The sequence below is a fragment of the Streptomyces nymphaeiformis genome (assembly GCF_014203895.1).
GTDB classification, from domain to species: domain Bacteria; phylum Actinomycetota; class Actinomycetes; order Streptomycetales; family Streptomycetaceae; genus Streptomyces; species Streptomyces nymphaeiformis.
In genome coordinates this window covers 374161-400151 of record NZ_JACHJY010000004.1, presented here as the reverse complement: position 1 = coordinate 400151, position 25991 = coordinate 374161, and the positions used below count along the sequence as shown (strand labels likewise).

The window sequence follows — 25991 nt, the reverse complement described above, 5'->3', positions numbered from 1 at the left end:
CCCGGTACGGCCGTCCGCCGGTACCGCCGACGGGCCCGTCTCAGCAAGGGAGACGGGCCCGTCGGCCGTGGCCCCCTGCGGCCCATACTGCTGGGGTGACCACCGCATACGACGCCGTCGTGCTCGCCGGGGGCGCCGCCCGGCGCCTCGGCGGATCCGACAAGCCCGGGGTACGGATCGGGGGCCGAACCCTCCTCGACCGGGTGCTCGCGGCCTGTCCCGACGCAGCCCGGACCGTGGTCGTCGCCGCACCCCGCCCGACCGCCCGCCCCGTCCGCTGGACCAGGGAGGACCCGCCCGGCGGCGGGCCGCTGGCCGCGCTCGGCGCCGGCGTACGGGAGACCGGCGCCGACGTCCTCCTCGTCCTCTCCGCCGACCTGCCCTTCCTGGACGGGGCCACCGTCCGACGCCTCCTCGACGCGCTCGACGCGGACCCCGGGGCCGAGGCCGCGCTCCTCACCGACGCCGAGGGCCGGGACCAGCCGCTCGTCGCCGCCTACCGCCGCACCCCGCTCCTGCGTGAACTGGCTCTCATCGCCGACCGCCGGGGCACCCTCGCCGGCGGTCCGCTGCGTCTCCTCACCGGGGGACTGAGCCTCACCCGGGTCGCCGCGGCCCCCCTCGCCTCCTTCGACTGCGACACCTGGGAGGACATCGCCACGGCCCGGGCGCGCATCAGGGAGCATGGGACCGTGCTTGATGAATGGATCACCGCAGTCAAAGACGAACTGGGCATCGAACTGGACGTCGACACCGGCGTGCTGCTCGACCTCGCCCGTGACGCCGCCCACGGCGTGGCCCGCCCCGCCGCACCCCTGACCACCTTCCTGGTCGGTTACGCGGCGGCCCGCGCGGGCGAGGGCGGACCCGAGGCCGTCGCCGAGGCCGCCCGCAAGGCCGCGGCGCTCGCTCAGCGCTGGGCCGCCGAAGAGGACGGCGAGCAGCCCTCCGAGCAGCCCTCCGAACGAGCCACCGAGTAGGACGAGTCCGGATGAAGTCGAAGGAGCCCGCCCCCGTGGCCCCCGCCACCGGCCACCGGGCCGAGCAGCCGCACCGGGCCACCGCCTGGCCCGAGGCCCGGGCCGCCGCCGCCCGCGCCGGGACCGCCGCGGGGGCCGGGCGCGAGCCGCGGCGCCTCCCGCTCGGGCAGGCGCTCGGCCATGTCCTCGCCGAGCCGCTCCGTGCCCTCACCGACCTGCCCTCCTTCGACACCTCCGCCATGGACGGCTGGGCCGTCGCGGGCCAGGGCCCCTGGACCGTCCGCGCGGACACCTCCGTCCTCGCCGGTCACGCGCCCACCGCCGCGCTGACCGACGGCGAGGCCATACGGATCGCCACCGGCGCCCCCGTACCGCCCGGAACCACCGCCGTCATCCGTACCGAGCACTCCCGTACCGAGGGGCCGCTGCTGCACGCCCTGCGGGACGTCGTCTCCCGGCAGGACATCCGGCCCCGGGGCCAGGAGTGCCGGTCCGGCGACGAACTGCTCCCCGCGGGCACCGCCGTGACCCCGGTCGTCCTGGGCCTCGCCGCGGCCGCCGGGTACGACGAGCTCCCGGTGCCGCCGCGCCCCCGGGTGGAGGTCCTCGTCCTCGGCGACGAGCTGCTCACGGCAGGTCTCCCCCACGCGGGGCTCATCCGTGACGCCCTCGGCCCGATGCTCGGCCCCTGGCTGGAGGCGCTCGGCGCCGAGGTGCTCGGCACCCGGCGGATCGGCGACGACGCCGAGGAGCTGTACGCGGCCGTCACGGGCTCCGCCGCCGACGTGGTCGTCACGACCGGAGGCACCGCCGCCGGGCCCGTCGACCACCTCCACCGGGTGCTCGACAAGGCCGGCGCCACGCTCCTGGTCGACGGGGTGAAGGTCCGCCCCGGCCACCCGATGCTCCTCGCGTCCCTGGGCGGAGGTCGTCACCTCGTCGGCCTGCCCGGCAACCCGCTGGCCGCCGTCTCCGGCCTCCTCACGCTCGCCGAGCCGCTCCTCGCCGCCCTGGCCGGCACCTCACCCACCGGAGGCCGGGGCCCTGCCCCCGTCCTCGACGAGGTGCACGGGCACCCCCACGACACCCGGCTCGTCCCCGTCGTCCGCAGGGGCGACCACCTCGTCGCGCTGCACTACAACGGGCCGGCCATGCTCCGGGGCATCGCCGTCGCGGACGGCATGGCCGTCGTCCCGCCCGGCGGCGCCCGGTCCGGCCAGGAGCTGGACGTCCTCGACCTTCCCTGGCCGCCGACGTCGGGCGCCGTACCGGCCCAAGGAGCGTGTTTCACGTGAAACTTCCCAGCCGTGACGTGATGGCGCGCAACGCGGACGAGCGGGTCCTGGGCCCTCAGGTCCGGCTGCCCCGCAGGGTCGTCGAGCGGCCGCTGCGACAGGTCGGCAAGCGGCTGCTCATGGCGCTCGGCGTGCTGGTCGTGACGGTGTTCATCGTCTACGTCGACCGCGACGGCTACCACGACAACGCAGACGAGACGCTCGACTTCCTCGACGCCGCCTACTACGCGACCGTGACGCTCTCCACCACCGGATACGGCGACATCGTCCCGTACAGCGACTCGGCGCGGCTCGCCAACATCCTGCTGGTCACGCCGCTGCGCGTGCTGTTCCTGATCATCCTGGTCGGCACCACTCTCGAGGTCCTCACCGAGCGGACCCGGGAGGAGTTCCGGCTGAACCGCTGGAGGTCCACCTTGCGCGACCACACCGTCATCGTCGGGTTCGGGACGAAGGGGCGGTCCGCGATCCAGACGCTCTGCGCGACCGGGCTCCGCAAGGACCAGATCGTCATCGTCGACCCCTCCACCAAGGTCATCGAGACGGCGAACGCGGACGGGTTCGTCGGTGTCATCGGCGACGCGACCCGCAGCGACGTGCTGCTCCGCGCCGAGGTGCAGCGGGCCCGGCAGATCGTCATCGCCACCCAGCGCGACGACACGGCGGTCCTGGTCACCCTCACGGCACGCCAGCTCAACAAGGGCGCGAAGATCGTCGCCGCGGTCCGCGAGGAGGAGAACGCGCCGCTGCTGCGCCAGTCCGGCGCGGACGCGGTCATCACCAGCGCCAGCGCCGCCGGGCGCCTGCTGGGCCTCTCCGTGCTGAGCCCCAGCGCCGGCACCGTCATGGAGGACCTCATCCAGCAGGGCTCGGGCCTCGACCTGGTGGAGCGGCCGGTGACCAAGAGCGAGGTCGGCAAGAGCGTGCGGGAGACCGGTGACCTGGTGGTCAGCGTGCTCCGCGGCCACCGGCTGCTCGGTTACGACGACCCCGCGGCCAGCCCGCTCCAGCTCATGGACCGGGTGATCACCATCGTGCGCGCCGCGCCGGTGACCCCGCTGTCCACGCCGCCGGACGACTGAGCCGGAGGACCGACCCGCCGGACGAGTAGCCTCGCCGCCATGTATGCGATCACGATTCCGGAACCCGGCGGCCCCGAGGCGCTCGTCTGGGCCGAGGTGCCCGATCCCGTACCCGGCGAGGGCGAGGTCCTCGTCGAGGTGGTGGCCAGCGCGGTCAACCGCGCCGATCTGCTCCAGCGCCAGGGCTTCTACGACCCGCCGCCGGGCAGCTCCCCGTACCCCGGCCTGGAGTGCGCGGGCCGGATCGTCGCGCTCGGCCCGGGAGTCTCGGGCTGGGCCGTCGGCGACGAGGTGTGCGCGCTGCTCGCCGGCGGCGGCTACGCGGAGAAGGTCGCGGTCCCGGCCGGCCAGCTCCTGCCGGTGCCCGAGGGCGTCGACCTGACCACGGCCGCCGCGCTCCCCGAGGTCGCGTGCACCGTCTGGTCCAACATCTTCATGATCGCCCACCTGCGGCCCGGCGAGACGCTGCTCGTGCACGGCGGCGCGAGCGGCATCGGCACGATGGCGATCCAGCTGGCGAAGGCGGTCGGCGCGCGGGTCGCGGTCACCGCCGGAGGCCCCGAGAAGCTGGCGCGCTGCGCCGAGCTCGGCGCGGACGTCCTCATCGACTACCGCGAGCAGGACTTCGTCGAGGAGCTGGCGAAGGCGACGGACGGGGCGGGCGCGGACGTCATCCTGGACATCGTGGGCGCGAAGTACCTGGAGCGGAACGTGAAGGCGCTGGCCGTGAACGGCCGGCTGGTCGTCATCGGCCTCCAGGGCGGGGTGAAGGGCGAGCTGAACCTCGGGGCGCTGCTCGCGAAGCGCGCCGCCGTCATGGCGACGACGCTGCGGTCCCGGCCGGCCGGGGAGAAGGCGGCGATCGTCGCGGCCGTACGGGAGCACGTCTGGCCGCTGATCGGCGCGGGCACGGTCCGCCCGGTCGTCGACCGCACCGTCCCGATGCCGGAGGCCGCCGAGGGCCACAGGGCCCTCGAGGACGGCCGCCACGTCGGCAAGGTGCTGCTGCTCACCCCGGGCGCCTGACGGCCACCGAGCGGCCGCCGGCACCGGGGCTCGGCAGCACCGTCGCCCGGCGCCCGTAACGCGGAGAAGGGCCCCGCACACCAGGTGTGCGGGGCCCTTCTCCGTACGACCTGCGCTACCTACAGGTACGGGCCCGAGCGGACCGCGTGGCCGTGGCCGTGGTCGTCGTCATCGTCGTGCGACGCGCCCGGAGGCAGTGCGCGGCGCATCTGCTCCAGCTGGGCGCGGGCCGCCATCTGCTGGGCGAACAGCGCCGTCTGGATGCCGTGGAACAGGCCCTCCAGCCAGCCCACCAGCTGCGCCTGCGCGATGCGCAGCTCCGCCTCGGAGGGGATCGCCTCGTCCGTGAACGGCAGGGAGAGCCGCTCCAGCTCCTCGACCAGTTCGGGCGCGAGCCCGTCCTCCAGCTCCTTCACGGAGCTGGCGTGGATGTCCTTGAGCCTGACCCGGCTCGCCTCGTCCAGAGGGGCCGCCCGTACTTCCTCCAGGAGCTGCTTGATCATGCTGCCGATCCGCATGACCTTCGCAGGCTGCTCGACCATTTCCGTCACCGGGACCTCGCGGGGTTCGTCGTCGCCCTGAGTGCCGCCGAGCGCCGTCCCGTCCTGTCCCACGATGAGGACCTGGGGGCTCTCCTGCGACCTGTCATTCCTCGGCATCTCCATGCCGCCATTCTCTCGTACACACGCGTCATCACAGGGTGTGCCCCTGTACGAGGGTGATCCACCCTCGTACAGGGGCACAGGACGGGAACGAAGACCGTCAGGTCGCCGCGCGCCGGGCCAGTGCGCCGCGTGAGCGGGTCACCAGGGCGGCGAGGAGGGCGGCACCGAGCGGGACGGCGACCAGCAGCCCGGCCAGCGTCTCCCAGGGGATGACGATCGGCACGTCGGGCGGGGTCAGGTCGCCGCTCCAGCCCTCGGCGAGGTTCTGCTCGTAGTAGCGGAGCTCGTCGCGCTCCTCGGTCAGCCGGAGTCCGACGGCGGGCAGCAGTCCGGCGGCCGAGCCGAGGATCACGCCCATCGCGGCGACGACTCCGCACTGGAATCCGCTGAGCGTGCGGCGGACCCGGGGCGGGGCGCCGACGGCGGCGAGCGTCTTCAGGTCGGCCTCGGCGTCGGCCTGGGCGAGTCCGGTGGCGATGCCGGCGGCGCCGATGGTGACCAGGCCCGCGAAGACGGCCAGCGCGAGCAGGACGATGCCGTACTCGTTGACGAACCCTTCCTCCAGGTGGAGTTCGACGTTGCCGCCGAGCTTGGCGAGGTCGCTGTCGAGCTTCTGGCGCTGCTCGGAGTCCGGGAGCCGCTCGGTGCTGACGTACAGGCCGAGCGGTGCCGTGGAGAGGCCGGCGGCCTTGGCGGTGGCCGGGGTCATGAGGGCCTGGAGGCCGTAGGACTTCTTTTCGCCGGGCACCAGGTACGCGGGCAGGGTGCTGACCTTGCCGGGGGCGGGACGGCCCTCCTGGGAGGCCTTGTCCGCGGCGGCGATGTCGGTGATCTGCTTGATCCCGATGGTGCCCTTCCCATCGACCAGGGTGCGGTTGAAGGCGACGATCCTGCCGTCGGCGAGGGCCTTCTCGGTCGCGGGGTCGTCGACGCCGAGGACCTTCAGCAGACTGGCGTCACCGATGAGCAGGCCGCCGTCGGAGACGTACATCCCGCTGCTCGCGGACTCCTTGCACCGCCAGTCCTCGGTGACCAGCTTCCGCCGCTGCTCGGGCGTGTACTTCTCGGCGGGGTCGCCGCCGCCCGGGACGCTCGCGTACAGCGGGCACTCGTTCGCCGGCGGGACGACGACCTCGTAGCGGCCGCAGCCGGCGCCCTCGCCGCCCCAGGGCGCGCAGCCGGGCTTGCCGACCGAGATGCGCGCGACGTCGGCGCGGACGTCGACGGGGAAGTTGCGCTGGACGGCATCGCGGACGGCGGGGGCGTCCCGGCCGCCCTCCTCCTGGACGAAGGCGGCGGCGACGCCGTACGGCAGCGTGGCCTCGTAGCCCGCCCTGTTCTGGGCCTCGCGGCTGGCCATGTACGTGGAGACGGCGACCGTGCCCGCGACGGCGGCGAGGACGGCGGCGACGGCGGGTGCCGTACGGCCCCGGTTGCGGACGGCGTCCCGCAGTGCGAGGCGCGGGGAGAGCGGCAGCCAGCGGCCGGTCCGCCCGAACAGGCCCACCAGGGCGGGGGTCATGGCGACGACGCCGAGCTCGGCGAGGGCGGAGCCCGCGGCCACGAGGACGACCTGCTGGGAGACCATCGAGCCGAAGAGGGCGACCGCGCCGCCGATGAGGAGGGCCACCAGTCCGATCACGGGCAGCACGCGGCTGCTGCGGCGGACTCCGCGCCGGCCGGTGAGCGAGGCGAGGACGGTCTGCCGGGAGGCGGTGAAGGCGGGGACGACCGCGGCGAGCAGACCGGTCAGGACCGCGAGCAGGGCGATGCCGAGCAGTTCGAGCGGCCGGATGTCGAAGGCCCCGAACCGCTGGCCCATGGCGTCCTCGAGGACCGGCTCGAGGACGAGCGTCAGGACCAGCGCGAGGACGATGCCGGTGACGGCGGCCGCGACGCCGATGACGAGGCCGCCGCTGAGCACGATCGCGCGGATGTGGCTGCGGGCACCGCCGTTGGCCCCGACCAGGCCGAGCTGGCGGCGCGAGCGACGGGCGCCGACCGCGAAGGCGGGACCGGCGAGCAGACAGATCTCCAGCATCGCCAGGCCGACGACGGTGGCGAGGGAGGCCAGGTCTGCGGCGGAGGCCTCCGAACTGGTCTCGTAACCGCGGAAGCCCTCCTTCTGGTTGAGCGGGACCTCGGACTCGGCCGGCGGATCGAGCAGCACGGCGCGCGAGACGACGGCGACGCCCCTGGTGTTGATCTCCTTCACGGTGTTCCACGTGAAACCACCGGACTTGCGCACCAGGTACGAGACGGAGAGGTCGGGCGCGGGCAGACCGGCCTTCTCGACCGCCTTCGCGTACGGGGCGAGGAAGGCGCCGGGCAGCGCGTTGACCTGGTCCGTGGTCAGGGAGTCGGGAAGTTCGTAGGAGCCGACGATCCGGTACGGGCGATCGAAATTGCGGGCGGAAAGGGTCGCGCCGATCGACAGGCCGCTGCTCTCCAGGAAGTGCGAGGTCGCCATGACCTCGTCGTTCTTCTCCGGGAAACGCCCCTCCAGGAGCGTCATGATGCCGCGGGCGATCGGATCGGACGCCTTGAGCTCACGCACCTCGGCACCGAGCAGGCCGTGGGCCGTCGTCAGCTTGGCCGAACCGGAGCCGTCCGTCAGGACGGTGGAGCCCGCCGGGATGGCCTTCGTGACGTCCGTGGAGCCGCTCGGCCAGGGCTCGTCCTCGTAGTCCTTGACCGTCGTGTGCATCTCGCCGGCCGGGTCCTGGAAGATCGGGACACCGTTGACCTGGGCGTCGCTGAAGCGCGCGTCGGCCGCGCCGATCGTCCGCTCCAGCTTCTCGGCGGGGGAGAGCTGGGAGCTCCGGTAGGTCAGATCGAGGGCGCTGACGCCCAGGATGGGCAGCGCGATCATCGCGAGGACGAGAGCGCTGCGGCCCTTGGAACGCCAGGCGTCGCGGCGGGCGATGCGGATCGCGGCCCGCCAGGAGTGGAACCAGGTCTTCACGCCTCAGCCACCTGGCCCGAGAGGAGGGAGTCGGCGTCGCTGCGCACGGTCTGGTCGACGATCGCGCCGTCCCGCAGGAACACGACCCGGTCGGCCCAGGCGGCGAACCGCGGTTCGTGGGTGACGAGGACACCGGCGGCGCCCGCGTCGCAGCGGGAGCGGAGCAGGGCGAGGACGGACTCGCCGGTCTCGGAGTCGAGGGCGCCGGTCGGCTCGTCGGCGAGGACGAGACGGCGGTCGCCGACGAGGGCGCGGGCGATGGCCACGCGCTGCTGCTGGCCACCGGACATCTCGTCGGGGAAGCGGTCGGCGAGGTGTCCGAGCCCCATCTCCTCCAGGGCGGCGGTGGCCTCGACGCGCGCCTTGCGGGCGGAGGTCCCGTCCAGCTCGCGGGGCAGGGCGACGTTCTCGGCGGCGGTCAGGGCCGGGATGAGGTTGTAGTCCTGGAAGACGTACCCGACGCTGCGGCGGCGCAGGGCCGCGAGCTCCTTGACGCTCGCCGCGGTGATGTCGGTGTCCTCGACGATGACCCGGCCCGAGCTGGGGGTGTCCAGGCCGCCGGCGATGGTGAGCAGCGTGGACTTGCCGGATCCCGACGGGCCCATGACGGCGACGAGTTCGCCGGGGTACACCGCGAGGTCGATTCCGCGCAGGGCGTGCACCTCGGTGGCGCCCGCGCCGTGGACGCGGGTCAGGTTCTGCAGTTGCAGCACGGGCTGCTGTGTGGACATGGAGGGATCCCCCCGTTGGCCGTAGGCGGCGGTCGGGCCGCGTACGGGAGCGTGCGGTGGAAGGGTGGTGCGTGAGCGCTACGAGGCCGAAGTGCGCGGAGCGGTCGGGACGTTCGGGGCGGCGGAGACGGTAGGGGCGCTGGAGGAGCTCGGACCGGACGAAGCCTCCGTCCCGGCCGTCGCGGCCGTCGCCGACAGCCGGATCAGCCGGGATTCGCAGTGGTCCAGCCAGCGGGCCTCCGCCTCGGTCTGGAAGATCAGCTGCTCCAGGACGAGCAGCCAGGCCACGTCGTCCCGCTCCCGGGCCCCGCCGCCCTCGACGGCGAGCAGGGCCTGGGCCTTGAGCCGGGTGTAGTCCTGCATCGCCTTCACGGTGTGCCGGCGCTGGGACTGGATGACGTTCCGGATGTCGACGCCGGGTGCGCCCACGGCCATGGCGAGTTTGATGGCCAGCTCGTCGCGGGCGGGGCTGGTGCGGTCCACCGGCTTCTCGAACCAGGTCCTGAGCTCGGCGCGGCCGCTGTCGGTGATCGTGTAGAGCGTGTGCCCGGCCGTGTCCTCGCCGCCCTGGGCGACCATGCCGTCGCGTTCCAGACGGTTGAGGGTCGTGTAGACCTGGCCGACGTTGAGCGGCCAGGTGGAGCCGGTGCGGGACTCGAACTCCGTACGGAGCTGGGAGCCGTAGCGAGGGCCGCGTTCGAGAAGGGCGAGGAGCCCGTGGCGGATCGACATACTCAGTATGTATACCGGGTATGCAGCGGCGGACAACCGTCCTGAGGGGGACCGGCGGGGTCCGACTCAAGGGGGACCCGATGGGTCAGCGGCGGCGCATCCGGAGCCCGAGGAAGCCGATGCCGAGCCCCATCAGGGCCAGCCCCACGCCCAGGGTGAGGACGGGAATCCGCTGGTCGCCGAGGGTGGACGAGGCCTCGGCCGAGAGGCCGGGCGCGGCGGCGGGCAGGCTGGCGGGCGCGGCCTCGGGAGGCAGCGGGTCCCCCTCGCGTACCGATTCGTCAGCCTCTTCGGAGGCCTGGTGCTCGCGCGGGGTTGTAGCGGTTTCGGTACGAGAGGGGCTGGGCGACGGCGTCGTGGTGGCCGGTGCGGTGGTCGACGGGGTGGCGGACTCGGGGCGTCCGGGGTGGGGCCGCCCCTCACCGGCGGGCCGCCCCGCGAGGGAGGCGGAGGCGCTGGGGGTGGGGGCGTCGGAGGGCTCGGCGCTCGGCGCGGCCGTGGAGGACGGCGTCCCGGTGCCGGTGGGCGCGGGCGCCGGGGAGACGGGCGCGGTGCCGCCGGTGCCGCTCGGAGGCGCCGACGGCGGGACCGGCGAAGAGCTCGACGGGGAGGGGGAGGCCGGCGGCTCGCTCGGCGAGGGCGGGGTGGAGGACGGGGTCGCCGCCGGCGTCGGGACGGCCGGTGCCTCCCCCGTCCCGCGCCGGAAGGACGAGGCGCCGGGGGCCTCCGCCGTCCCGCGCCGGAACGACGAGGCGCCGGGGGCCTCCCCCGTCCCGCGCTGGTGGAACGAGGTGCCGGGGGCCTCCGCCGCGTACGTGAAGGGCGTGGAGTACAGGGCGCAGGCGCCGGTGAACACGCAGGTGAGCGCGGTGCGGAGAGCCCGCGCGCGTGCCGTGCGGAGTGCTGGAGTCACCGGGTGACCCCCTCCCGTACCCGAGCCGCCGAGATGGTCGACTCAGCGTAAACACGCCGGGACATTTCCGGCATCCGGGACGGGTGCAGGGGGTGTACGGAAAGGGAACGAAGAAGGAATCGTGACTACTGCGGCGGGTTGCCCGTCGAGATCTTGAGGGTGAACTCGGCGTCCTCGTCCGTGATGTCCTCACCGGCCGGCGGGAACTGCTCCAGGACCGTGCCCTCGCCGTACGTGGACTCGTCCACCGGCGTCTGGGTCATGATCTTCCAGCCGGCCGCCTGGACACACGCCTTCACCGACTGGATGTTCTTGTAGGTGAAGTTCGGGACCTCGAACTTGGAGGGGTCGTCCTGCGACTCCGAAGGCTGCGTGCACTTCTTCATGTCGATGGTCTTGGTCAGGTCGGGGCCCTTGTGGCCGGGTGCCGCCGTCTGGCTCTGCTCCGTGCCGCCCGTGCCGCCCGCCTGCGGGTCCTGGGGGTCGTCCTTCATGTTGAGCACCGCCACCAGGCCGCCGATCGCGAGCAGTGCGACGGCGATCGCGCCGACGATGACCGGGGTGTTCCGGCGGGAGCCGGAGCCGGAGCCGCCGGTCGCGACGGGCGCGGGCGTCGGCATGGACATGGGCGCCGGGGCCGGCGTCGGGGCGTACGGCGAGGGGGCCGGGGTCTGGTACATCGGCGCGGGCGTCGGGGCCTGCTGCGGGTAGCCGTACGCCGGAGCGGGCGCCGGGGTCGCGGGGCCGTACGGGCCGGGCTGCGACGTCGGCGGCAGGTACGGCTGCTGCACGCCGTGCGCGGCCGGCGGCGGGGTCTGGCCGACGGGCGGGAAGACGGCCGAGCCGACGCCCGCGCCGCTGCTCACCGGACCGCCCTGGACGATCACGGGCGCACCGGTCTGGCCGGCCGCCAGGACCCGCAGGCACTCGTCGCGCATCGCCGCCGCGCTCGGGAACCGCTCGTTCGGGTTCTTCCGCAGCGCGCGCGCCACGAGCGCGTCCATCGCCGGCGTCACCGAGCGGTTGACGGAGGACGGGGCGACCGGCTCCTCCTGCACGTGCGCGTAGGCGATGGCGAGCGGCGAGTCGGCGTCGAAGGGGAGACGGCCCGTCAGCAGCTGGAAGAGCATGATGCCGACCGAATAAAGGTCGGAGCGGGCGTCCACCGCGCGGCCGAGGGCCTGCTCGGGGGAGAGGTACTGGGGGGTGCCGACGACCATGCCGGTCTGCGTCATCGAGGTGACGCCGGACTGCATGGCCCGCGCGATGCCGAAGTCCATGACCTTGACGACGCCGCGCTTGGTCGTCATCACGTTGCCCGGCTTGATGTCGCGGTGGACCAGGCCCATCTCGTGGCTGACCTCGAGGGCGGCGAGCACGTCGGCCGTGACCTTCAGCGCCTTGTCCGCGGGCATCGCACCGTACTGCTGGACGTCCGCGGCGAGGACCGAGCCGAGCGGCTGCCCCTCCACGTACTCCATGACGATGTACGGCATGACGGCGCCGTCGAGGGTGTCCTCGCCGGTGTCGAAGACCGAGACGATGTTGGTGTGCGACAGCTTCGCGACGGCCTGGGCCTCGCGCCGGAAACGCTCGCGGAAGGACTGCTCCCGGCCGAGCTCCGTGTGCAGCGTCTTGATGGCGACCTGCCGGTCGAGGGCGCTGTCGTACGCCAGGTACACCGACGCCATGCCGCCCTCGCCGAGAAGGTCACGCAGCTGGTACCGGCCGCCCGCGACCGAACCGCCCGCATAGCGGCCCTGTGCGCCGTCCTGGCTCATCTGTGCTTCCCCCTACGCGCGCGTGGCGGCGTTGATCCGGAATTTCCTGGCGCAAGTCTGCCGCAGGGCAGTGACACGTCAAGCCGCGCCCCGGTTCGGTACCCGTTCCGTGACCCTCCGCACAGGAAGCGTTTCCGCACGGGCGCGGGAAACCCGTCGAATTTGCACAGGCGTACGTCGAGGCGGTTGGATGGCCGGTCCATCTCGGACCGTGGTGTCGTACGGAGCCTGTAGCGTGACGACTGGACACGGCACGACAGACGACGGCGAGGACTGATGGCACCCGAATCCGGAGCAGGTAACGGTGTGCCGGACGCGTCGGCGGAATCGTGGGGCGAGGGCGGCGTCGTCGGCGACGGCCGCTACCGCCTGACGCACCGCCTGGGCCGGGGCGGCATGGCGGAGGTCTTCGCCGCCGAGGACGTACGGCTCGGCCGCACGGTGGCCGTCAAGCTGCTGCGCGCCGATCTCGCCGAGGACCCGGTCTCCAAGGCCCGCTTCACGCGCGAGGCGCAGTCCGTCGCCGGGCTCAACCACCACGCCATCGTCGCCGTGTACGACTCCGGCGAGGACCTCGTGGGCGGCCGGCCCGTGCCGTACATCGTGATGGAGCTGGTCGAGGGCCGCACCATCCGCGACCTGCTGCTCAGCGCCGAGGCGCCCGGTCCCGAGCAGGCGCTCATCATCGTCTCCGGGGTCCTGGAGGCGCTGGCCTACTCGCACCAGCACGGCATCGTGCACCGTGACATCAAGCCGGCGAACGTGATCATCACGAACACCGGTGCGGTGAAGGTCATGGACTTCGGCATCGCGCGCGCCCTGCACGGCGCGCAGTCGACGATGACCCAGACCGGCATGGTCATGGGCACCCCGCAGTACCTCTCCCCCGAGCAGGCCCTCGGCAAGGCGGTCGACCACCGCTCCGACCTGTACGCGACGGGCTGCCTGCTCTACGAGCTCCTCGCGCTGCGTCCCCCGTTCACCGGCGAGACCCCGCTGTCCGTCGTGTACCAGCACGTCCAGGACGCGCCGATCCCGCCGTCCGACGTGACGGGCTCCGTGCCGCCGGAGCTCGACGGTCTCGTGATGCGCTCGCTCGCGAAGGACCCGGACGACCGGTTCCAGAGCGCCGAGGAGATGCGCGGGCTCATCCAGTACGCCCTCCAGATGCTCCAGCAGCAGGGCGGTTACACCGGCGCGTGGAACACCGGGCCGGTCGAGATGTACGAGGGCGGGCACACCCCGGTCGGCGGCATGGCCGCGACGACCGCGATGGGTCACCCGATGCACGGCGAGACCGCGCAGGGCCCGATCCTCCCCCCGATGAACCCGAACGACGGCGGGTACAACGGCTACGACGGCGGCACGGGCGGCACCGGCGGCTACGGCCAGGACGGGTACGGCTCCCAGAAGGGCGGCGGCCGGGGCAAGATGCTGCTGTTCGCCGCGCTCGCGCTGATCGCGATCGTCGCGGGTGTCGTGTACGCGATCGACAAGGCGGGTGACTCGGGCGGCAACGTGAAGACGCCGACGAGCATCAGCAACTCGCCGTCCACGGCCTCCGAGGAGCCGACCGCCACCGAGGAGCCCACCCAGGAGCCCACCGAGGACACGGGCACGACGACCGGCGGCGAGACGCAGCAGCCGTGGAACCCGCCGACGACGCAGGAGCCGACCCGGTCCACGGGCGAGCCGACGACCGAGCCCCCGACGAAGCCGACGACCGCGCCGCCGACCCAGTCCACGGACAATCCGACGGAGCCGACGACCGAGCCGACGACCGAGCCGCCCACGCAGCCGACCGACCAGCCGACCGACGACTCCTCCGGCGGCAACGGCAACCCGGACACCCCGCCGACGGGCGGCGCGGGCGCCACGACCGGCTGACGAGGCCCTTCGGGGAGCCTCAGCCGGCGAAGGCGTCGCGGACCGCCGCGTACTCGCGCGTCCACCACACCGCCAGGGCCGACACCGCGGGGAACTGCGGGTCGGCCCTCCGGTCGTGCAGCTGGTAGCGCCAGCGCAGGGTCCAGAAGTCGTTCAGCCGCTCCCACCACACCCGGTGCGCCGCCGCCGCCAGCTCGGCGCCGTCCGCGCCCGTCGCCCGCCGGTACGCGCGCGCGTACGCCCGCACCTTCTCCAGCGCCAGCTCCCCCTCCGGCCGTACGAAGAAGATCGCGGCGGCCCTGACCGCCTCCTCGGCCCTGGGGCGGACCCCGAGCCGGTCCCAGTCGACGATCGCGGCCGGCTCCGCGCCCCGGTAGAGCAGGTTCAGCGGGTGGAAGTCGCCGTGCACCCAGCTGGCGGCCGAGGCGGGCGGCGGGCGGTGGTGGGCGTGCTGGGCGAGGAGCCTGCGGCGCTCCCTGAGGCGGTGCTCGGCGAGCGCGTCGAAGTCGTCGCGGGGGCGGTGCGCGCGGGCGAGGCGGAGCAGCTCGTCGATGGCCCGGAAGGTGTCCTCGGGGTGGGCGCTCTCGTGGTCGCCGCCGGGCGGCGGGGACTCCATGACCTGTTCCAGGCAGGTGTGGACGCGGCCGAGGAGGGTGCCGAGGCGGCGGGAGCAGCCGGTGGAGAGCTGGGCGCCGTCGCGGTGGCGGCCGTCGACCCAGGGGTGCAGGGCGTAGCAGTGTCCGCCGACGAGCGCGACCGTGCGGCCCCGGCTGTCGGGGAGCGGCGGCGCGACCGGCAGGCCGAGGGCGTGCAGGCGCTCGGTGGCCCGGTGCTGGCGGGTGATGGTGGCCCGGTCGGAGGTGGGGGCGTCCAGGTGCTGCTTGAGGAAGTACGCGCCGCGGGTGGTGGAGAGCCGGTACCCGCGGTTGAGTAAGCCCTCGGTCACGGGGACGCAGGAGAGGGGCTCGCCGACGTCCGCGTAGCGGCGCAGGAGGGGGCGGATCGGCGGAGCGTGGAGTACAGATGAGCGCGGCACTCCGCAGATGTTAGATCACGCTGCGTGGTGCAGGGGTCGCTCATCGGAGTTCCCGCTGTAGTCGAGCTCGTGGACCGTCACGAACTGCGGCTCGATCCGCATGAACACCGGGGTGAAGGGCTCCCCGTCCACCCGTACGGGCTCGGGGCCGAAGGCCGCCAGCTCCTCCGCCGTCGGCTCGACGATCTCCGCCGTGCCCGTGAACTGCACGGACCAGATCCGCTCGGCGCCGGACTCGGAGTTGTCCGCGCCGTACGCGACGACGCTGCCGTTGCAGGCGCGGTGGTAGCCGAGGCCCCGGTGCATCCGGAGCAGGACGCGGCCGTCGACCACGATGTGGCGGGCGGGGGCGACGAACGGCATGGCCCGCATGCTCGTCGCCACCCGGCCGTACGACACGCGGTTGAGCAACTCGATGGCGCGGATCTCGTCGCGGATCTCGTCGGAGGACATGGTCTCCACTCTCCGCCACCGGCACCGTGCCGGAAAAGGGGCCCCTGCCCCGGTTCGACGGGGACGTAGGTCCCGAAAACCGGCCGGAGGGCCCCGCCCGGGCCCGTACGGGGGAGGTACGGGCCCGGGGAGTGCCCAGGCCTCAGTGCCGCTCGGCCTGCAGTCGTGCCACGTACGCCGCCGCCTGCGAGCGGCGCTCCATGCCCAGCTTCGACAGCAGGCTGGAGACGTAGTTCTTGATCGTCTTCTCCGCGAGGTGGAGCCGCTCGCCGATGACCCGGTTGGTCAGGCCCTCGCCGATCAGGTCCAGGATCTTGCGCTCCTGCTCGGTCAGGCTGGCGAGCCTTTCGTCGCCCTTCGGGGTGTTGCCGTCACGCAGCCGCTCCAGGACCCGGGCGGTGGCCACCGGGTCGAGCAGCGACCGGCCGGCCGCCACGTCCCGCACGGCGTTGAGCAGCTCGTTGCCCCGGATGGCCTTGAGGACGTACCCCGAGGCCCCGGCCATGATCGCGTCGAAGAGCGCCTCGTCGTCCGCGAACGAGGTCAGCATCAGGCATTTGATCGACTCGTCCTGGGAGCGGACCTCGCGGCACACCTCGACCCCGCTGCCGTCGGGCAGCCGGACGTCGAGCACCGCGACGTCGGGGCGGGTCGCGGGGATCCTGACCAGCGCGTCCGCCGCCGTCCCGGCCTCGCCGACCACCTCGATGTCGTCCTCCACGGAGAGCAGCTCGTGGACGCCGCGCCGGACGACTTCATGGTCGTCCAGCAGAAATACCCGGATTTTTCCTTCTTCGCGCACGCGGTCAGTCTCACATATTGGGTCTTCCGGCGCCCGGGGTGCGCGGGATAACGTGCCGGGTGTTCCGACGGCGTCGTCGGGCCGCTGTCCATGCTCTGACCAGGGATGAGTCCCCCCTTTTCTCGATTTACTTGGAAATCCAAGCAAAATCGCAGGTCAAGTGGGGTTTCGCGGGAATGCCGCGTAATGGGTAACGTGCCTATGACGGCGCACGCCGGGGCACCTTTCACGCCCGACTCCGGCCGCGTCGCACCCACCCCGTGCGAAGGTACGGACAAGGCGGAGCCGCACTGGCCTCACCGGCGAACCCGGGGGCCGGACCGACGGAGGAGCACGCACGTGACCGTGGAGAGCACTGCCGCGCGCAAGACGACGCGACGCAGCAGCGGCACCAAGCGCACCGCAAGCGCGAGCACGAGCACCACCAAGAAGGCAACGGCCGCCACGGCCTCGGAGCCCGAGCTCGTTCAGCTGCTGACGCCCGAAGGGGAGCGCGTCCAGCACCCCGAGTACGACATCGACCTGAGCGCCGAGGAGCTGCGCGGTCTGTACCGCGACATGGTCCTCACCCGGCGCTTCGACGCCGAGGCGACCGCCCTGCAGCGTCAGGGCGAGCTGGGCCTGTGGGCCTCGCTGCTCGGCCAGGAGGCCGCCCAGATCGGTTCGGGCCGGGCCCTGCGCGACGACGACTACGTCTTCCCGACCTACCGCGAGCACGGCGTCGCCTGGTGCCGCGGGGTCGACCCGACGAATCTGCTGGGAATGTTCCGCGGTGTGAACAACGGCGGCTGGGACCCCAGCACCAACAATTTCCACCTGTACACGATCGTCCTCGGCTCGCAGACCCTGCACGCCACCGGCTATGCCATGGGCATCGCCAAGGACGGCGCGGACTCCGCCGTGCTCGCGTACTTCGGTGACGGCGCCTCCAGCCAGGGCGACGTCAACGAGTCGTTCGTCTTCTCCTCGGTCTACAACGCCCCGGTCGTGTTCTTCTGCCAGAACAACCAGTGGGCCATTTCCGAGCCCACCGAGAAGCAGACCCGCGTCCCGCTCTACCAGCGCGCCCGCGGCTTCGGCTTCCCCGGCATCCGGGTCGACGGCAACGACGTCCTCGCGTGCCTGGCCGTGACCCGGTCGGCCCTGGAGCGCGCCCGCCGCGGCGAGGGCCCGACGCTCATCGAGGCGTTCACCTACCGCATGGCCGCCCACACCACCTCCGACGACCCGACCCGCTACCGCCGCGACGCGGAGCGCGAGGAGTGGGAGGCCAAGGACCCGATCCTGCGCCTCAAGGCGTACCTGGAGAACGAGGGCCACGCCGATGCGGCCTTCTTCGAGGAGCTGGAGGCCGAGAGCGAGGCCCTCGGCAAGAGCGTCCGCGAGGTCGTCCGCGCCATGCCCGTCCCGGACCACATGGCGATGTTCGACAACGTGTACGCGGACGGGCACGCGCTCGTCGACGAGGAGCGCGCGCAGTACGCCGCCTACCAGGCGTCCTTCGAGGGCGGAGAGGCCGAGTAATCATGGCTGTTCAGAAGCTTCCCCTGGCAAAGGCGCTCAACGAGTCGCTGCGCAAGGCCCTGGAGACCGACCCCAAGGTCGTCATCATGGGCCTGGACGTCGGCAAGCTCGGCGGTGTCTTCCGCATCACCGACGGCCTGCAGAAGGACTTCGGCGAGGACCGCGTCGTCGACACCCCGCTCGCCGAGTCCGGCATCGTCGGCACCGCGATCGGCCTCGCGCTGCGCGGCTACCGGCCGGTCGTGGAGATCCAGTTCGACGGCTTCGTCTTCCCCGCGTACGACCAGATCGTCACGCAGCTGGCCAAGATGCGGGCCCGCTCGCTCGGCACCGTGAAGATGCCGGTCGTCATCCGCATCCCGTACGGCGGCGGCATCGGCGCCGTCGAGCACCACTCCGAGTCCCCCGAGTCGCTCTTCGCGCACGTCGCGGGCCTCAAGGTCGTCACCCCGGCGAACTCCTCCGACGCCTACTGGATGCTCCAGCAGGCGATCCAGAGCGACGACCCGGTCATCTTCTTCGAGCCCAAGCGCCGCTACTGGGACAAGGGCGAGGTCGACACCGAGGCCATCCCCGGCGAACTGCACAAGGCCCGGGTCGCCCGCGAGGGCACGGACCTCACCCTCGTCGCCTACGGCCCGATGGTGAAGACCTGCCTGGAGGTGGCCGCGGCCGCCGCCGAGGAGGGCAAGTCGATCGAGGTCGTGGACCTGCGCTCGATCTCCCCGCTCGACTTCGACACCATCCAGGCCTCGGTCGAGAAGACCCGCCGCCTGGTCGTCGTCCACGAGGCGCCGGTGTTCTTCGGCTCCGGCGCGGAGATCGCCGCCCGGATCACCGAGCGCTGCTTCTACCACCTGGAGGCCCCCGTCCTGCGGGTCGGCGGCTACCACGCGCCGTACCCGCCGGCGCGCCTGGAGGAGGAGTACCTGCCGGGCCTGGACCGCGTGCTCGACGCCGTCGACCGCTCGCTGGCGTACTGAGGAGAGCACGACCATGACGATCCGCGAATTCAAGATGCCCGACGTGGGCGAGGGCCTCACCGAGGCCGAGATCCTCAAGTGGTACGTCCAGCCCGGTGACACCGTCACCGACGGGCAGGTCGTGATCGAGGTCGAGACGGCCAAGGCCGCCGTCGAGCTCCCGATCCCCTTCGACGGGACGGTCCACGAGCTTCTCTTCCCCGAGGGCACCACGGTCGACGTCGGCCAGGTCATCATCTCGGTGAACGTCGGCGGCGGCGCCGAGCCCGAGGCGCCTGCCGCCCCGGCCGTGGCTGCCGCCCCCGCGCAGGAGACGGTCGCCGAGCCGGCCGCCGAGGCCGAGCCGGAGGGCCGCCAGCCGGTCCTCGTCGGCTACGGCGTGGCCGCGTCCTCCACCAAGCGGCGCGCCCGCAAGACGACGGCGGCCGCCCCGGCCGCCGAGGTCGCCGCGCCCGCCCCGGTGGTCCCCGAGCAGCTGAACGGCCACGGTCCCGCGACCGACCGCCCGCTGGCCAAGCCGCCGGTGCGGAAGCTGGCCAAGGACCTCGGTGTCGACCTGGCGACGGTCACCCCGACCGGTCCGGACGGGATCATCACCCGCGAGGACGTCCACGCGGCGGCCGCTCCGGCGCCCGCCCCGGTCGTGGAGGCCCCCGCGCCCGCGGCGGCCCCGGCCCCCGTCGCGGCACCCGCCGCGCCGACGGCCGTGGCGTCGGACGCCCGGGAGACCCGTGTGCCCATCAAGGGCGTACGGAAGGCCACGGCGGCGGCGATGGTCGGTTCGGCCTTCACCGCCCCGCACGTCACCGAGTTCGTGACCTTCGACATCACGCGCACGATGAAGCTGGTCGAGGAGCTCAAGTCCGACAAGGACATGGCGGGCCTGCGGGTCAACCCGCTCCTCCTCATCGCCAAGGCCGTCCTGGTCGCGGTCAAGCGCAACCCGGAGATCAACGCGGCCTGGGACGAGGCGGCGCAGGAGATCGTCCTCAAGCACTACGTGAACCTGGGCATCGCCGCGGCCACCCCGCGCGGTCTGATCGTGCCGAACATCAAGGACGCGCACGCCCAGACGCTGCCCGAGCTCTCGAAGTCCCTGAGCGAGCTCGTCGCCACCGCCCGCGAGGGCAAGACGACCCCGTCGGCGATGCAGGGCGGCACCTTCACCATCACCAACGTCGGCGTCTTCGGCGTCGACACCGGTACGCCGATCCTCAACCCCGGCGAGTCCGCGATCCTCGCGGTCGGTGCGATCAAGCTCCAGCCGTGGGTCCACAAGGGCAAGGTGAAGCCGCGCCAGGTCACCACGCTGGCCCTCTCCTTCGACCACCGCCTGGTCGACGGCGAGCTCGGCTCCAAGTTCCTCGCGGACATCGCCGCGATCCTGGAGAACCCGAAGCGCCTCATCACCTGGGCGTAGCAAGCGGGTTCGCCCGTTTCACGTGAAACATCCGGTGGTGGCATCAGCCACCACCGGATGTTTGGGTTGAGGCCATGGACCTCCACCTCGCACCGCCGCACGGCGCCGGGCCCGTACGCCTCGGCATGACCCTCGACGAGGCTGTCGCGGCCGTCTCCCCCTGGGGGGAGCCCCGGGTGCGCACCCGTCCGAACCGCGTCCTGGTGACGGTCTCGGCCGCCTGTGACCACGTGGGCGTCGAGGTGCTCCTGGAGGAGGAGAACCGCGTCACGGCCGTCGAGCTGTGGTGGCCGGGAGAAGGGCGGGAGACCTCGACGCGGCTGCTCCTGGAGGGCGTCGGCACGCTTCGCGCTGCCGACGTCGACGTCTTCCGGACCCCCGCCGACGAAGTCCTCCGGCGCATCGCCGCCCAGGGGTGGCGGGTGTACGACGCGGATGGCGAAGCCCCCTTCGTGGCCGGCCTCTCGCTCGGCTTCACCCGCCGCACCTCCCAGGAGGTCCCGCGCCGGCCCGACGGCCTCCCGGTGTGCTTCACCTCCGTCCTCGTCGGCGGCGAGGACTACTACGACTTCAGGCTCCCCCGATAGCCCAGGATCCGGCGCCCCGTAAGGAGTCCAGGATGCGGACGCGGCTGTCTGTTGCACCCCTGTTGTATCTATTCTGTGCGCATGCCATCAGCCCCCGCCGGTCCCGCCCCGCTGCCCACCAAGCAGCCCCCCGCCGCCGACCGTGTCTACATGCACGTCAAGCAGGCCGTACTCGACCGGCGTTACGAGGGAGGCACCCTCCTCACCGAGGGCGAACTCGCCCAGGCCGTCGGGGTGTCCAGGACGCCCGTCCGCGAGGCGCTGCTCAAGCTGGAGATGGAAGGGCTCCTCAAGCTCTACCCGAAGAAGGGCGCCCTCGTCCTCGCCGTCTCCGCGCAGGAGATCGCCGACGTCGTCGAGACCCGGCTGCTCGTCGAGGAGTTCGCCGTCCGCCGCGCCGTGCCCGCACCCCCCGCGCTCGTCGCCCGCCTCGAAGAGCTCCTGGAGGAGCAGAAGCGCCGCGCCGAGGCCGGGGACCTCGCCGAGGTCGCCGTCACCGACCGCTGCTTCCACGCCGAGATCGTCCGGCACGCCGGCAACCAGATCCTTTCCCGCCTCTACGACCAGCTCCGCGACCGCCAGCTGCGCATGGGCGTCGCCGTGATGCAGTCCCAGCCCGACCGCGTCGCCAAGAACATCGCCGAGCACGCCGAGATCCTCGACCGCATCAAGGCCGGCGACGTCGAAGGCGCCGCGCGCTGCGTCCGCCAGCACCTCAGCTGGGTCAAGGTCCTCGTCCGGGGTGAGGCCCGATGAGCCCCGTCAGCCTGCCCGACGATCCGCCCGGCGGTCGTCGCGCCGCCCTCGTCTGGGGCGTCGGCGTCGCCGTCTACTTCGTCGCCGTCATCTTCCGTACGTCCCTGGGCGTCGCCGGACTCGACGCCGCCGACCGCTTCGACGTCAACGCCTCGGCGCTCTCCACCTTCTCCATCCTGCAGCTGCTCGTCTACGCGGGCATGCAGATACCCGTCGGCCTCATGGTCGACCGCCTCGGCACCAAGAGGGTCCTCGCCCTCGGCGTCGTCCTCTTCACCACCGGCCAGCTGGGCTTCGCGCTCTCCCCCTCGTACGGCACCGCGCTCGCCTCCCGCGCCCTCCTCGGCTGCGGCGACGCCATGACCTTCATCAGCGTCCTCCGGCTCGGCAGCCGGTGGTTCCCCGCCCGCCGGGGCCCGCTCATCGGCCAGGTCGCCGCCCTCTTCGGCATGGCCGGCAACCTCGTCTCCACCGTCTTCATCGCCCGCGCCCTGCACGGCCTCGGCTGGACGACCACCTTCGTCGGCAGCTCCCTCGCCGGCGTCGTCGTCCTCGTCCTGCTGCTGCTCTTCCTCAAGGACCACCCCGAGGGGTACGAGCCGGAGCCCGCCCGCCACGCGGGCGCCGCCTTCGTCCGCCGCCAGATCGCCGAGTCCTGGCGCGAGCCCGGCACCCGGCTCGGCATGTGGGTGCACTTCACCACCCAGTTCCCCGCCATGGTGTTCCTGCTGCTCTGGGGCCTGCCGTTCCTCGTCGAGGCGCAGGGCCTCTCCCGGTCCACCGCCGGGACGCTGCTCACCCTGGTCGTCCTGTCGAACATGGTCGTCGGACTCGCGTACGGGCAGATCATCGCCCGCCACCACGAGGCCCGCGCCCCGCTCGCCCTCGGCACGGTCGCGGCCACCGCCCTGCTGTGGGGGACGACCCTCGCGTACCCCGGCGACCACGCGCCGATGTGGCTGCTCGTCACCCTCTGCCTGGTCCTCGGCGCTTGCGGACCGGCCTCGATGATCGGCTTCGACTTCGCCCGCCCGGCCAACCCGCCCGAGCGTCAGGGCACCGCCTCCGGCATCGTCAACATGGGCGGTTTCGTCGCCTCGATGACGACGCTGCTCGCCGTCGGCGTGCTGCTCGACGCGACCGGCGACGACTACCGGATCGCGTTCTCGTCGGTCTTCGTCCTGGAGGCCCTCGGCGTCGTCCAGATCCTGCGCCTCAAGGCCCGCACCCACCGCAGGGAACGGGAACGGCTCGTCGCCAGCCGCGTCGAGGCCGTGCACGTACCGGTGTAGAGACCGACGGGATCCATCGGGACGTCACCGCGCCCCGTATGGAGAGCGCCGCGATCTACCGGGGCGTCACCGCGAAGTTGTCCAGGATCGCCGCCGCCAGCTCCGCGTCGCCCTCGGTCTTGACCCGGTCGGCCACCTCGGCCGGCCGGACCCGGCCGCAGGCGAGGCGCACGAACGTCTCCCAGTCCGTCGTCAGCGTCACCGCGGGGCCCAGCGACGGCGCGCCGTCGATCGAACCGCGGCCCTCCGCGTCCACCCGTATCGTCCGCAGGAACTCCACCGGACCGGTCACGTCGAGCACCACCGCCGAGGACGCGGGCGCCCCGGCGTCCTTCGCGACCACGTCCGGCAGCGCCTCCAGGAGCACGTCCCGGGCCACCAGCGCGCCCGCCGAGTCCAGGTTCCCCGGCACGCCCAGCGCCGCCCGCAGGTCCTGCTCGTGCACCCACACGTCGAAGGCCCGGTCCCGGTAGCCCATTTCGAGGGTCTGCTCGGCGCTGAGGGGAGCGCGGATCAGATGCTCGGGGGAGCGGTTCTCGTTGCGGAGCTGACGGGCCCGCCGGATCAGGATGTACTCCAGCTCCGAGGTCATCTCCGGGGAGGTGTGGTGCCGCCGCACATCGACCTGTACCTCCATGTAGCGGGCGAAGTCAGTGCGCACGTGGTACAGATCGCGGGGCAGGGAGTGGATCGGCCGCGGATCGCCGAGCATCTCCGTCTCCATGCCGATCACATGGGAGACGATGTCCCGCACCGACCAGCCGACGCACGGCGTCGGCCGGTTCCATTCGCCTTCCACGAGCGGCTGCACCAGCTCGGCTATCGCCTCGATGGAGTGGGTCCAGGCGTCGGCGTAGTTCTGGAGGCTGGGATGGACGGTCACGGGACCCCTCGGCGGTTCTTCGGTGCGCGGGCTGAAAACACGACTGGATGGGAGGCTCGGACGCTAAGTTACGCTGCCCGAAGGCACCCCGGCAGTGCTTTCGTGTGACGATCGTAGGCCGGTGTTGACGGCTCGAATGCCAGGACGGTGGTAGTGTGCGCGCCTCGCTGATCCAGATCGCGGTAGACCCGGACGAACCGGTCGAAGCCCGTCGCGCCCGAGCGGCGCAGCTCGTACGGGAAGAATCCGGCCACGCCGACCTCGTCGTCCTCCCGGAGCTGTGGACCGTCGGCGCCTTCGCGTCCGACCTCTTCGCCTCCGAGTCCGAACCGCTGAACGGCCCCACCCACCGCGCCATGGCCGCGGCCGCCCGCGACGCCGGGGTCTGGCTGCACGCGGGCTCCTTCGTCGAGGCGGAGGGCGGCGCCCTCTACAACACCTCGCTCGTCCTCTCCCCCGACGGCGAACTCGTCGCCTCGTACCGGAAGATCCACCGCTTCGGCTTCGACAAGGGCGAGGCCGTCCTCATGGCGGCCGGCGAGGACCTCGTCACCGTCGACCTGCCGCACCTCACCGTCGGCGTCGGCACCTGCTACGACCTGCGCTTCCCCGAACTCTTCCGCGGCCTCGTCGACGCGGGCGCCCAGGCCTTCGTCGTCCCGGCCGGCTGGCCCGCCCGCCGCCGCGCCCACTGGACCCTCCTCGCGCGGGCCCGGGCCGTCGAGAACCAGGCGTACGTCCTCGCCTGCGGCACCGCCGGCACCCACGCGGGCGTGGAGCAGGCCGGGCACTCCATCGTCGTCGACCCCTGGGGCGAGACCCTCGCGGAGGCCGGTCCGGACGAGGAGGTCCTGCGGGTCGTCCTCGACCCGGAGAAGGTCCGCACGACCCGGGAGGAGTTCCCGGCGCTCAAGGACCGGGTCCTGGGGATCGCGGCGCCGAGGCGGGCCTGATGGCCCACCAGGACCAGGACGGCCCGATAGCCGGCCAGAGCGCCGACGGCCCGATGGCCCAACAGGACGACGACGGCCTGATGGCCCAACAGGACGACGACGGCCCGATGGCCCACCAGGCCGACGACGGTCCGATGGTCGGCCAGGAGGCCACCGCCGCCTTCGCCGAGCTCTTCGGGCCGCCGCCGGAGGGACCCGCGACACCCGTCGACTGGGACGCCGTCGAGGAGTGGCTCGGCCTGCGCCTGCCCGCCGACTACAAGGCCGTGGCCACCGCCTACGGCCCGCTCGACATCGGCGAACGGCTCTGGCTGCACACCCCCTTCACGAGCGACGCGCGCCTCTTCGACTACGGCCGCTTCGTCGAGGACGGCCGCCGGGACGCCCCCGGCGTCCTCCCCTTCGGCGAGACCCGCATGTCCGACACCCTCTACTGGGACACCACCGCCTCCGACGACCCGGACCGGTGGCCGGTCGTCGTCCACGTGCGGGACCTCGCGAACGCCGGGAAGGACCCCTGGCTCCGCCCCGGCACCACCCTCCTGCCGACCCTCGCCGGCTTCGTCGGCGACGGCCTGCGCCCGAGCCTCGCCCGCAGCGGCCTCGCCGGCGGCGAACCGTCCCCCTGGACCCCGCCGGCCCGCCGCCCCGAACCGACCCCCGAGCAGCGCGCCGCACTCGCCGGGGGCACCGGCCTCGCCACCCTCACCGCCCTGATCCCGCCGCCCGCCGCCCCGCACCTCGGCGAGCGGAGCTGGGAGTGGCTGTACGAGCGCCTCGGCACCCGCCTCCCCACCGAGTACGTCCGCCTGATGGAGACGTACGGCGGCGGCGAGTGGTGCCAGTGGCTCCGCTTCCGCACCCCGCTGGGCACCGAGCGGTACGACCTCGCGGGCACGGAGGAGTGGTTCGGCGCCGCCTACCGCGGCCTGCGCGCCGACTACCCCGAGTACCACCCGCTGGCCGTCTGGCCCGAACCCGGCGGCTTCCTGCCCTTCGCCGACTCCATCGACGGCGACGAGCTGTGCTGGCTCACCGAGGGCGACACCCCCGACGACTGGCCCCTGATCGTCATCCCCCGCCACGCCGGCCAGGGCCCGCCGCTCACCGGCACCCTCACCGAGACCCTCCTCGCCTGGCTGCGCGGCGAACTCCGCACGGAGGGCCTCCCCCGCCTCGTACGCCCCCACGAGGACCCGCTGGACGTCATCGACTTCACGCCCTACGGCCCGAAGGACGACTAGT

Annotated in this window: 23 protein-coding genes; 13 read left to right on the top strand and 10 right to left on the bottom strand. The window is 72.9% G+C overall.

Features of this window, described 5'->3' with window-relative positions; genetic code table 11:
• The first annotated feature begins 95 nt into the window (after nucleotides 1-95).
• Genes GGE06_RS15960 through GGE06_RS15945 form a run of 4 tightly spaced genes read left to right on the top strand, consistent with a single transcriptional unit; the run spans nucleotide 96 to nucleotide 4383 of the window.
• On the top strand, nucleotides 96-980 hold the full coding sequence (locus GGE06_RS15960) for an NTP transferase domain-containing protein (RefSeq protein WP_116160034.1): 885 nt from the start codon (nucleotides 96-98) through the stop codon (nucleotides 978-980).
• An 11-nt stretch (nucleotides 981-991) separates the two neighbouring features.
• Nucleotides 992-2275 carry a molybdopterin molybdotransferase MoeA gene (locus GGE06_RS15955; protein WP_184931110.1) on the top strand — a complete coding sequence of 428 codons (1284 nt, stop codon included), beginning with the start codon at nucleotides 992-994 and terminating at the stop codon, nucleotides 2273-2275.
• Nucleotides 2272-3357, top strand: coding sequence for a potassium channel family protein (locus GGE06_RS15950; RefSeq protein WP_184931109.1), 1086 nt, complete (start codon nucleotides 2272-2274; stop codon nucleotides 3355-3357). Before GGE06_RS15955 ends, GGE06_RS15950 begins: the two co-directional genes overlap by 4 nt.
• A 39-nt stretch (nucleotides 3358-3396) precedes the next feature.
• A complete protein-coding gene (locus GGE06_RS15945) occupies nucleotides 3397-4383 on the top strand; it encodes an NAD(P)H-quinone oxidoreductase (RefSeq protein WP_184931108.1) in 987 nt (328 codons plus the stop codon).
• Nucleotides 4384-4502: 119 nt separating this feature from the next.
• On the opposite strand, the gene GGE06_RS15940 is transcribed toward GGE06_RS15945, so the two are convergent.
• The 6 genes from GGE06_RS15940 to GGE06_RS15915 form a co-directional block, all read right to left on the bottom strand.
• A complete protein-coding gene (locus tag GGE06_RS15940; RefSeq protein ID WP_116160038.1) occupies nucleotides 4503-5048 on the bottom strand; it encodes a bacterial proteasome activator family protein in 546 nt (181 codons plus the stop codon).
• A gap of 97 nt (nucleotides 5049-5145) precedes the next feature.
• Nucleotides 5146-8013: an FtsX-like permease family protein gene (locus GGE06_RS15935; RefSeq protein WP_184931107.1), complete on the bottom strand. Its 2868-nt coding sequence runs from the start codon at nucleotides 8011-8013 to the stop codon at nucleotides 5146-5148.
• Nucleotides 8010-8744, bottom strand: a complete 735-nt coding sequence (locus GGE06_RS15930; RefSeq protein ID WP_116160040.1) for an ABC transporter ATP-binding protein — start codon at nucleotides 8742-8744, stop codon at nucleotides 8010-8012. The genes GGE06_RS15935 and GGE06_RS15930 overlap by 4 nt, the downstream gene beginning before the upstream one ends.
• 78 nt (nucleotides 8745-8822) lie before the next feature.
• A complete protein-coding gene (locus GGE06_RS15925; RefSeq protein WP_116160041.1) occupies nucleotides 8823-9476 on the bottom strand; it encodes a PadR family transcriptional regulator in 654 nt (217 codons plus the stop codon).
• Nucleotides 9477-9561: 85 nt separating this feature from the next.
• Nucleotides 9562-10389, bottom strand: coding sequence for a hypothetical protein (locus GGE06_RS43420; protein WP_184931247.1), 828 nt, complete (start codon nucleotides 10387-10389; stop codon nucleotides 9562-9564).
• Nucleotides 10390-10514: 125 nt separating this feature from the next.
• A complete protein-coding gene (locus GGE06_RS15915) occupies nucleotides 10515-12170 on the bottom strand; it encodes a protein kinase domain-containing protein (protein ID WP_116160043.1) in 1656 nt (551 codons plus the stop codon).
• Between the two features lie 276 nt (nucleotides 12171-12446).
• On the opposite strand from GGE06_RS15915, the gene GGE06_RS15910 reads away from it, so the two are divergent.
• Complete coding sequence (locus GGE06_RS15910) at nucleotides 12447-14057, top strand: protein kinase domain-containing protein (RefSeq protein ID WP_116160044.1); 1611 nt, start codon at nucleotides 12447-12449, stop codon at nucleotides 14055-14057.
• Between the two features lie 19 nt (nucleotides 14058-14076).
• Here GGE06_RS15910 and GGE06_RS15905 read toward each other — a convergent pair whose 3' ends face one another.
• The 3 genes from GGE06_RS15905 to GGE06_RS15895 all read right to left on the bottom strand — a co-directional run bounded on the left by GGE06_RS15905 (nucleotide 14077) and on the right by GGE06_RS15895 (nucleotide 16348).
• Nucleotides 14077-15093, bottom strand: coding sequence for a phosphotransferase (locus GGE06_RS15905; protein ID WP_184931106.1), 1017 nt, complete (start codon nucleotides 15091-15093; stop codon nucleotides 14077-14079).
• A gap of 15 nt (nucleotides 15094-15108) precedes the next feature.
• Nucleotides 15109-15546, bottom strand: a complete 438-nt coding sequence (locus GGE06_RS15900; protein ID WP_116160046.1) for a pyridoxamine 5'-phosphate oxidase family protein — start codon at nucleotides 15544-15546, stop codon at nucleotides 15109-15111.
• Between the two features lie 142 nt (nucleotides 15547-15688).
• Nucleotides 15689-16348 carry a response regulator gene (locus GGE06_RS15895; RefSeq protein ID WP_116160047.1) on the bottom strand — a complete coding sequence of 220 codons (660 nt, stop codon included), beginning with the start codon at nucleotides 16346-16348 and terminating at the stop codon, nucleotides 15689-15691.
• A 339-nt stretch (nucleotides 16349-16687) separates the two neighbouring features.
• Here GGE06_RS15895 and pdhA point away from each other — a divergent pair, with 339 nt between their 5' ends.
• From pdhA to GGE06_RS15865, 6 genes are all read left to right on the top strand, one after another.
• Nucleotides 16688-17872, top strand: a complete 1185-nt coding sequence (gene pdhA, locus GGE06_RS15890) for a pyruvate dehydrogenase (acetyl-transferring) E1 component subunit alpha (RefSeq protein ID WP_116160048.1) — start codon at nucleotides 16688-16690, stop codon at nucleotides 17870-17872.
• A 2-nt stretch (nucleotides 17873-17874) separates the two neighbouring features.
• Entirely contained in the window at nucleotides 17875-18855 is a 981-nt protein-coding gene (locus GGE06_RS15885; protein ID WP_030692395.1) for an alpha-ketoacid dehydrogenase subunit beta, read from the top strand.
• A 13-nt stretch (nucleotides 18856-18868) separates the two neighbouring features.
• Nucleotides 18869-20275 carry a dihydrolipoamide acetyltransferase family protein gene (locus GGE06_RS15880; protein WP_184931105.1) on the top strand — a complete coding sequence of 469 codons (1407 nt, stop codon included), beginning with the start codon at nucleotides 18869-18871 and terminating at the stop codon, nucleotides 20273-20275.
• A gap of 74 nt (nucleotides 20276-20349) precedes the next feature.
• Entirely contained in the window at nucleotides 20350-20862 is a 513-nt protein-coding gene (locus tag GGE06_RS15875; RefSeq protein ID WP_116160050.1) for a hypothetical protein, read from the top strand.
• A gap of 81 nt (nucleotides 20863-20943) precedes the next feature.
• Nucleotides 20944-21618: a GntR family transcriptional regulator gene (locus GGE06_RS15870; RefSeq protein ID WP_184931104.1), complete on the top strand. Its 675-nt coding sequence runs from the start codon at nucleotides 20944-20946 to the stop codon at nucleotides 21616-21618.
• Nucleotides 21615-22910, top strand: coding sequence for an MFS transporter (locus GGE06_RS15865; RefSeq protein ID WP_184931103.1), 1296 nt, complete (start codon nucleotides 21615-21617; stop codon nucleotides 22908-22910). Before GGE06_RS15870 ends, GGE06_RS15865 begins: the two co-directional genes overlap by 4 nt.
• A gap of 55 nt (nucleotides 22911-22965) precedes the next feature.
• Here GGE06_RS15865 and GGE06_RS15860 read toward each other — a convergent pair whose 3' ends face one another.
• Nucleotides 22966-23793: a maleylpyruvate isomerase family mycothiol-dependent enzyme gene (locus tag GGE06_RS15860; protein WP_116160053.1), complete on the bottom strand. Its 828-nt coding sequence runs from the start codon at nucleotides 23791-23793 to the stop codon at nucleotides 22966-22968.
• Nucleotides 23794-23948: 155 nt separating this feature from the next.
• Between GGE06_RS15860 and GGE06_RS15855 the strand changes: the two genes are divergently transcribed.
• Both GGE06_RS15855 and GGE06_RS15850 read left to right on the top strand, forming a co-directional pair.
• Nucleotides 23949-24746 carry a carbon-nitrogen family hydrolase gene (locus GGE06_RS15855; protein ID WP_116160054.1) on the top strand — a complete coding sequence of 266 codons (798 nt, stop codon included), beginning with the start codon at nucleotides 23949-23951 and terminating at the stop codon, nucleotides 24744-24746.
• Nucleotides 24746-25990 carry an SMI1/KNR4 family protein gene (locus GGE06_RS15850; RefSeq protein WP_116160055.1) on the top strand — a complete coding sequence of 415 codons (1245 nt, stop codon included), beginning with the start codon at nucleotides 24746-24748 and terminating at the stop codon, nucleotides 25988-25990. The genes GGE06_RS15855 and GGE06_RS15850 overlap by 1 nt, the downstream gene beginning before the upstream one ends.
• Nucleotide 25991: the final 1 nt, after the last annotated feature.

Bases quoted from the DNA above. Each gene is read 5' to 3' on its own strand.
- GGE06_RS15915 (WP_116160043.1), bottom strand. From the start codon at position 12,170: ATGAGCCAGGACGGCGCACAGGGCCGCTATGCGGGCGGTTCGGTCGCG.
- GGE06_RS15885 (WP_030692395.1), top strand. From the start codon at position 17,875: ATGGCTGTTCAGAAGCTTCCCCTGGCAAAGGCGCTCAACGAGTCGCTG.
- GGE06_RS15910 (WP_116160044.1), top strand. From the start codon at position 12,447: ATGGCACCCGAATCCGGAGCAGGTAACGGTGTGCCGGACGCGTCGGCG.
- GGE06_RS15955 (WP_184931110.1), top strand. From the start codon at position 992: ATGAAGTCGAAGGAGCCCGCCCCCGTGGCCCCCGCCACCGGCCACCGG.
- GGE06_RS15870 (WP_184931104.1), top strand. From the start codon at position 20,944: ATGCCATCAGCCCCCGCCGGTCCCGCCCCGCTGCCCACCAAGCAGCCC.
- GGE06_RS15900 (WP_116160046.1), bottom strand. From the start codon at position 15,546: ATGTCCTCCGACGAGATCCGCGACGAGATCCGCGCCATCGAGTTGCTC.
- GGE06_RS15930 (WP_116160040.1), bottom strand. From the start codon at position 8,744: ATGTCCACACAGCAGCCCGTGCTGCAACTGCAGAACCTGACCCGCGTC.
- GGE06_RS15925 (WP_116160041.1), bottom strand. From the start codon at position 9,476: ATGTCGATCCGCCACGGGCTCCTCGCCCTTCTCGAACGCGGCCCTCGC.
- GGE06_RS15880 (WP_184931105.1), top strand. From the start codon at position 18,869: ATGACGATCCGCGAATTCAAGATGCCCGACGTGGGCGAGGGCCTCACC.
- GGE06_RS15850 (WP_116160055.1), top strand. From the start codon at position 24,746: ATGGCCCACCAGGACCAGGACGGCCCGATAGCCGGCCAGAGCGCCGAC.
- GGE06_RS15940 (WP_116160038.1), bottom strand. From the start codon at position 5,048: ATGGAGATGCCGAGGAATGACAGGTCGCAGGAGAGCCCCCAGGTCCTC.
- GGE06_RS15945 (WP_184931108.1), top strand. From the start codon at position 3,397: ATGTATGCGATCACGATTCCGGAACCCGGCGGCCCCGAGGCGCTCGTC.
- GGE06_RS15865 (WP_184931103.1), top strand. From the start codon at position 21,615: ATGAGCCCCGTCAGCCTGCCCGACGATCCGCCCGGCGGTCGTCGCGCC.
- GGE06_RS15875 (WP_116160050.1), top strand. From the start codon at position 20,350: ATGGACCTCCACCTCGCACCGCCGCACGGCGCCGGGCCCGTACGCCTC.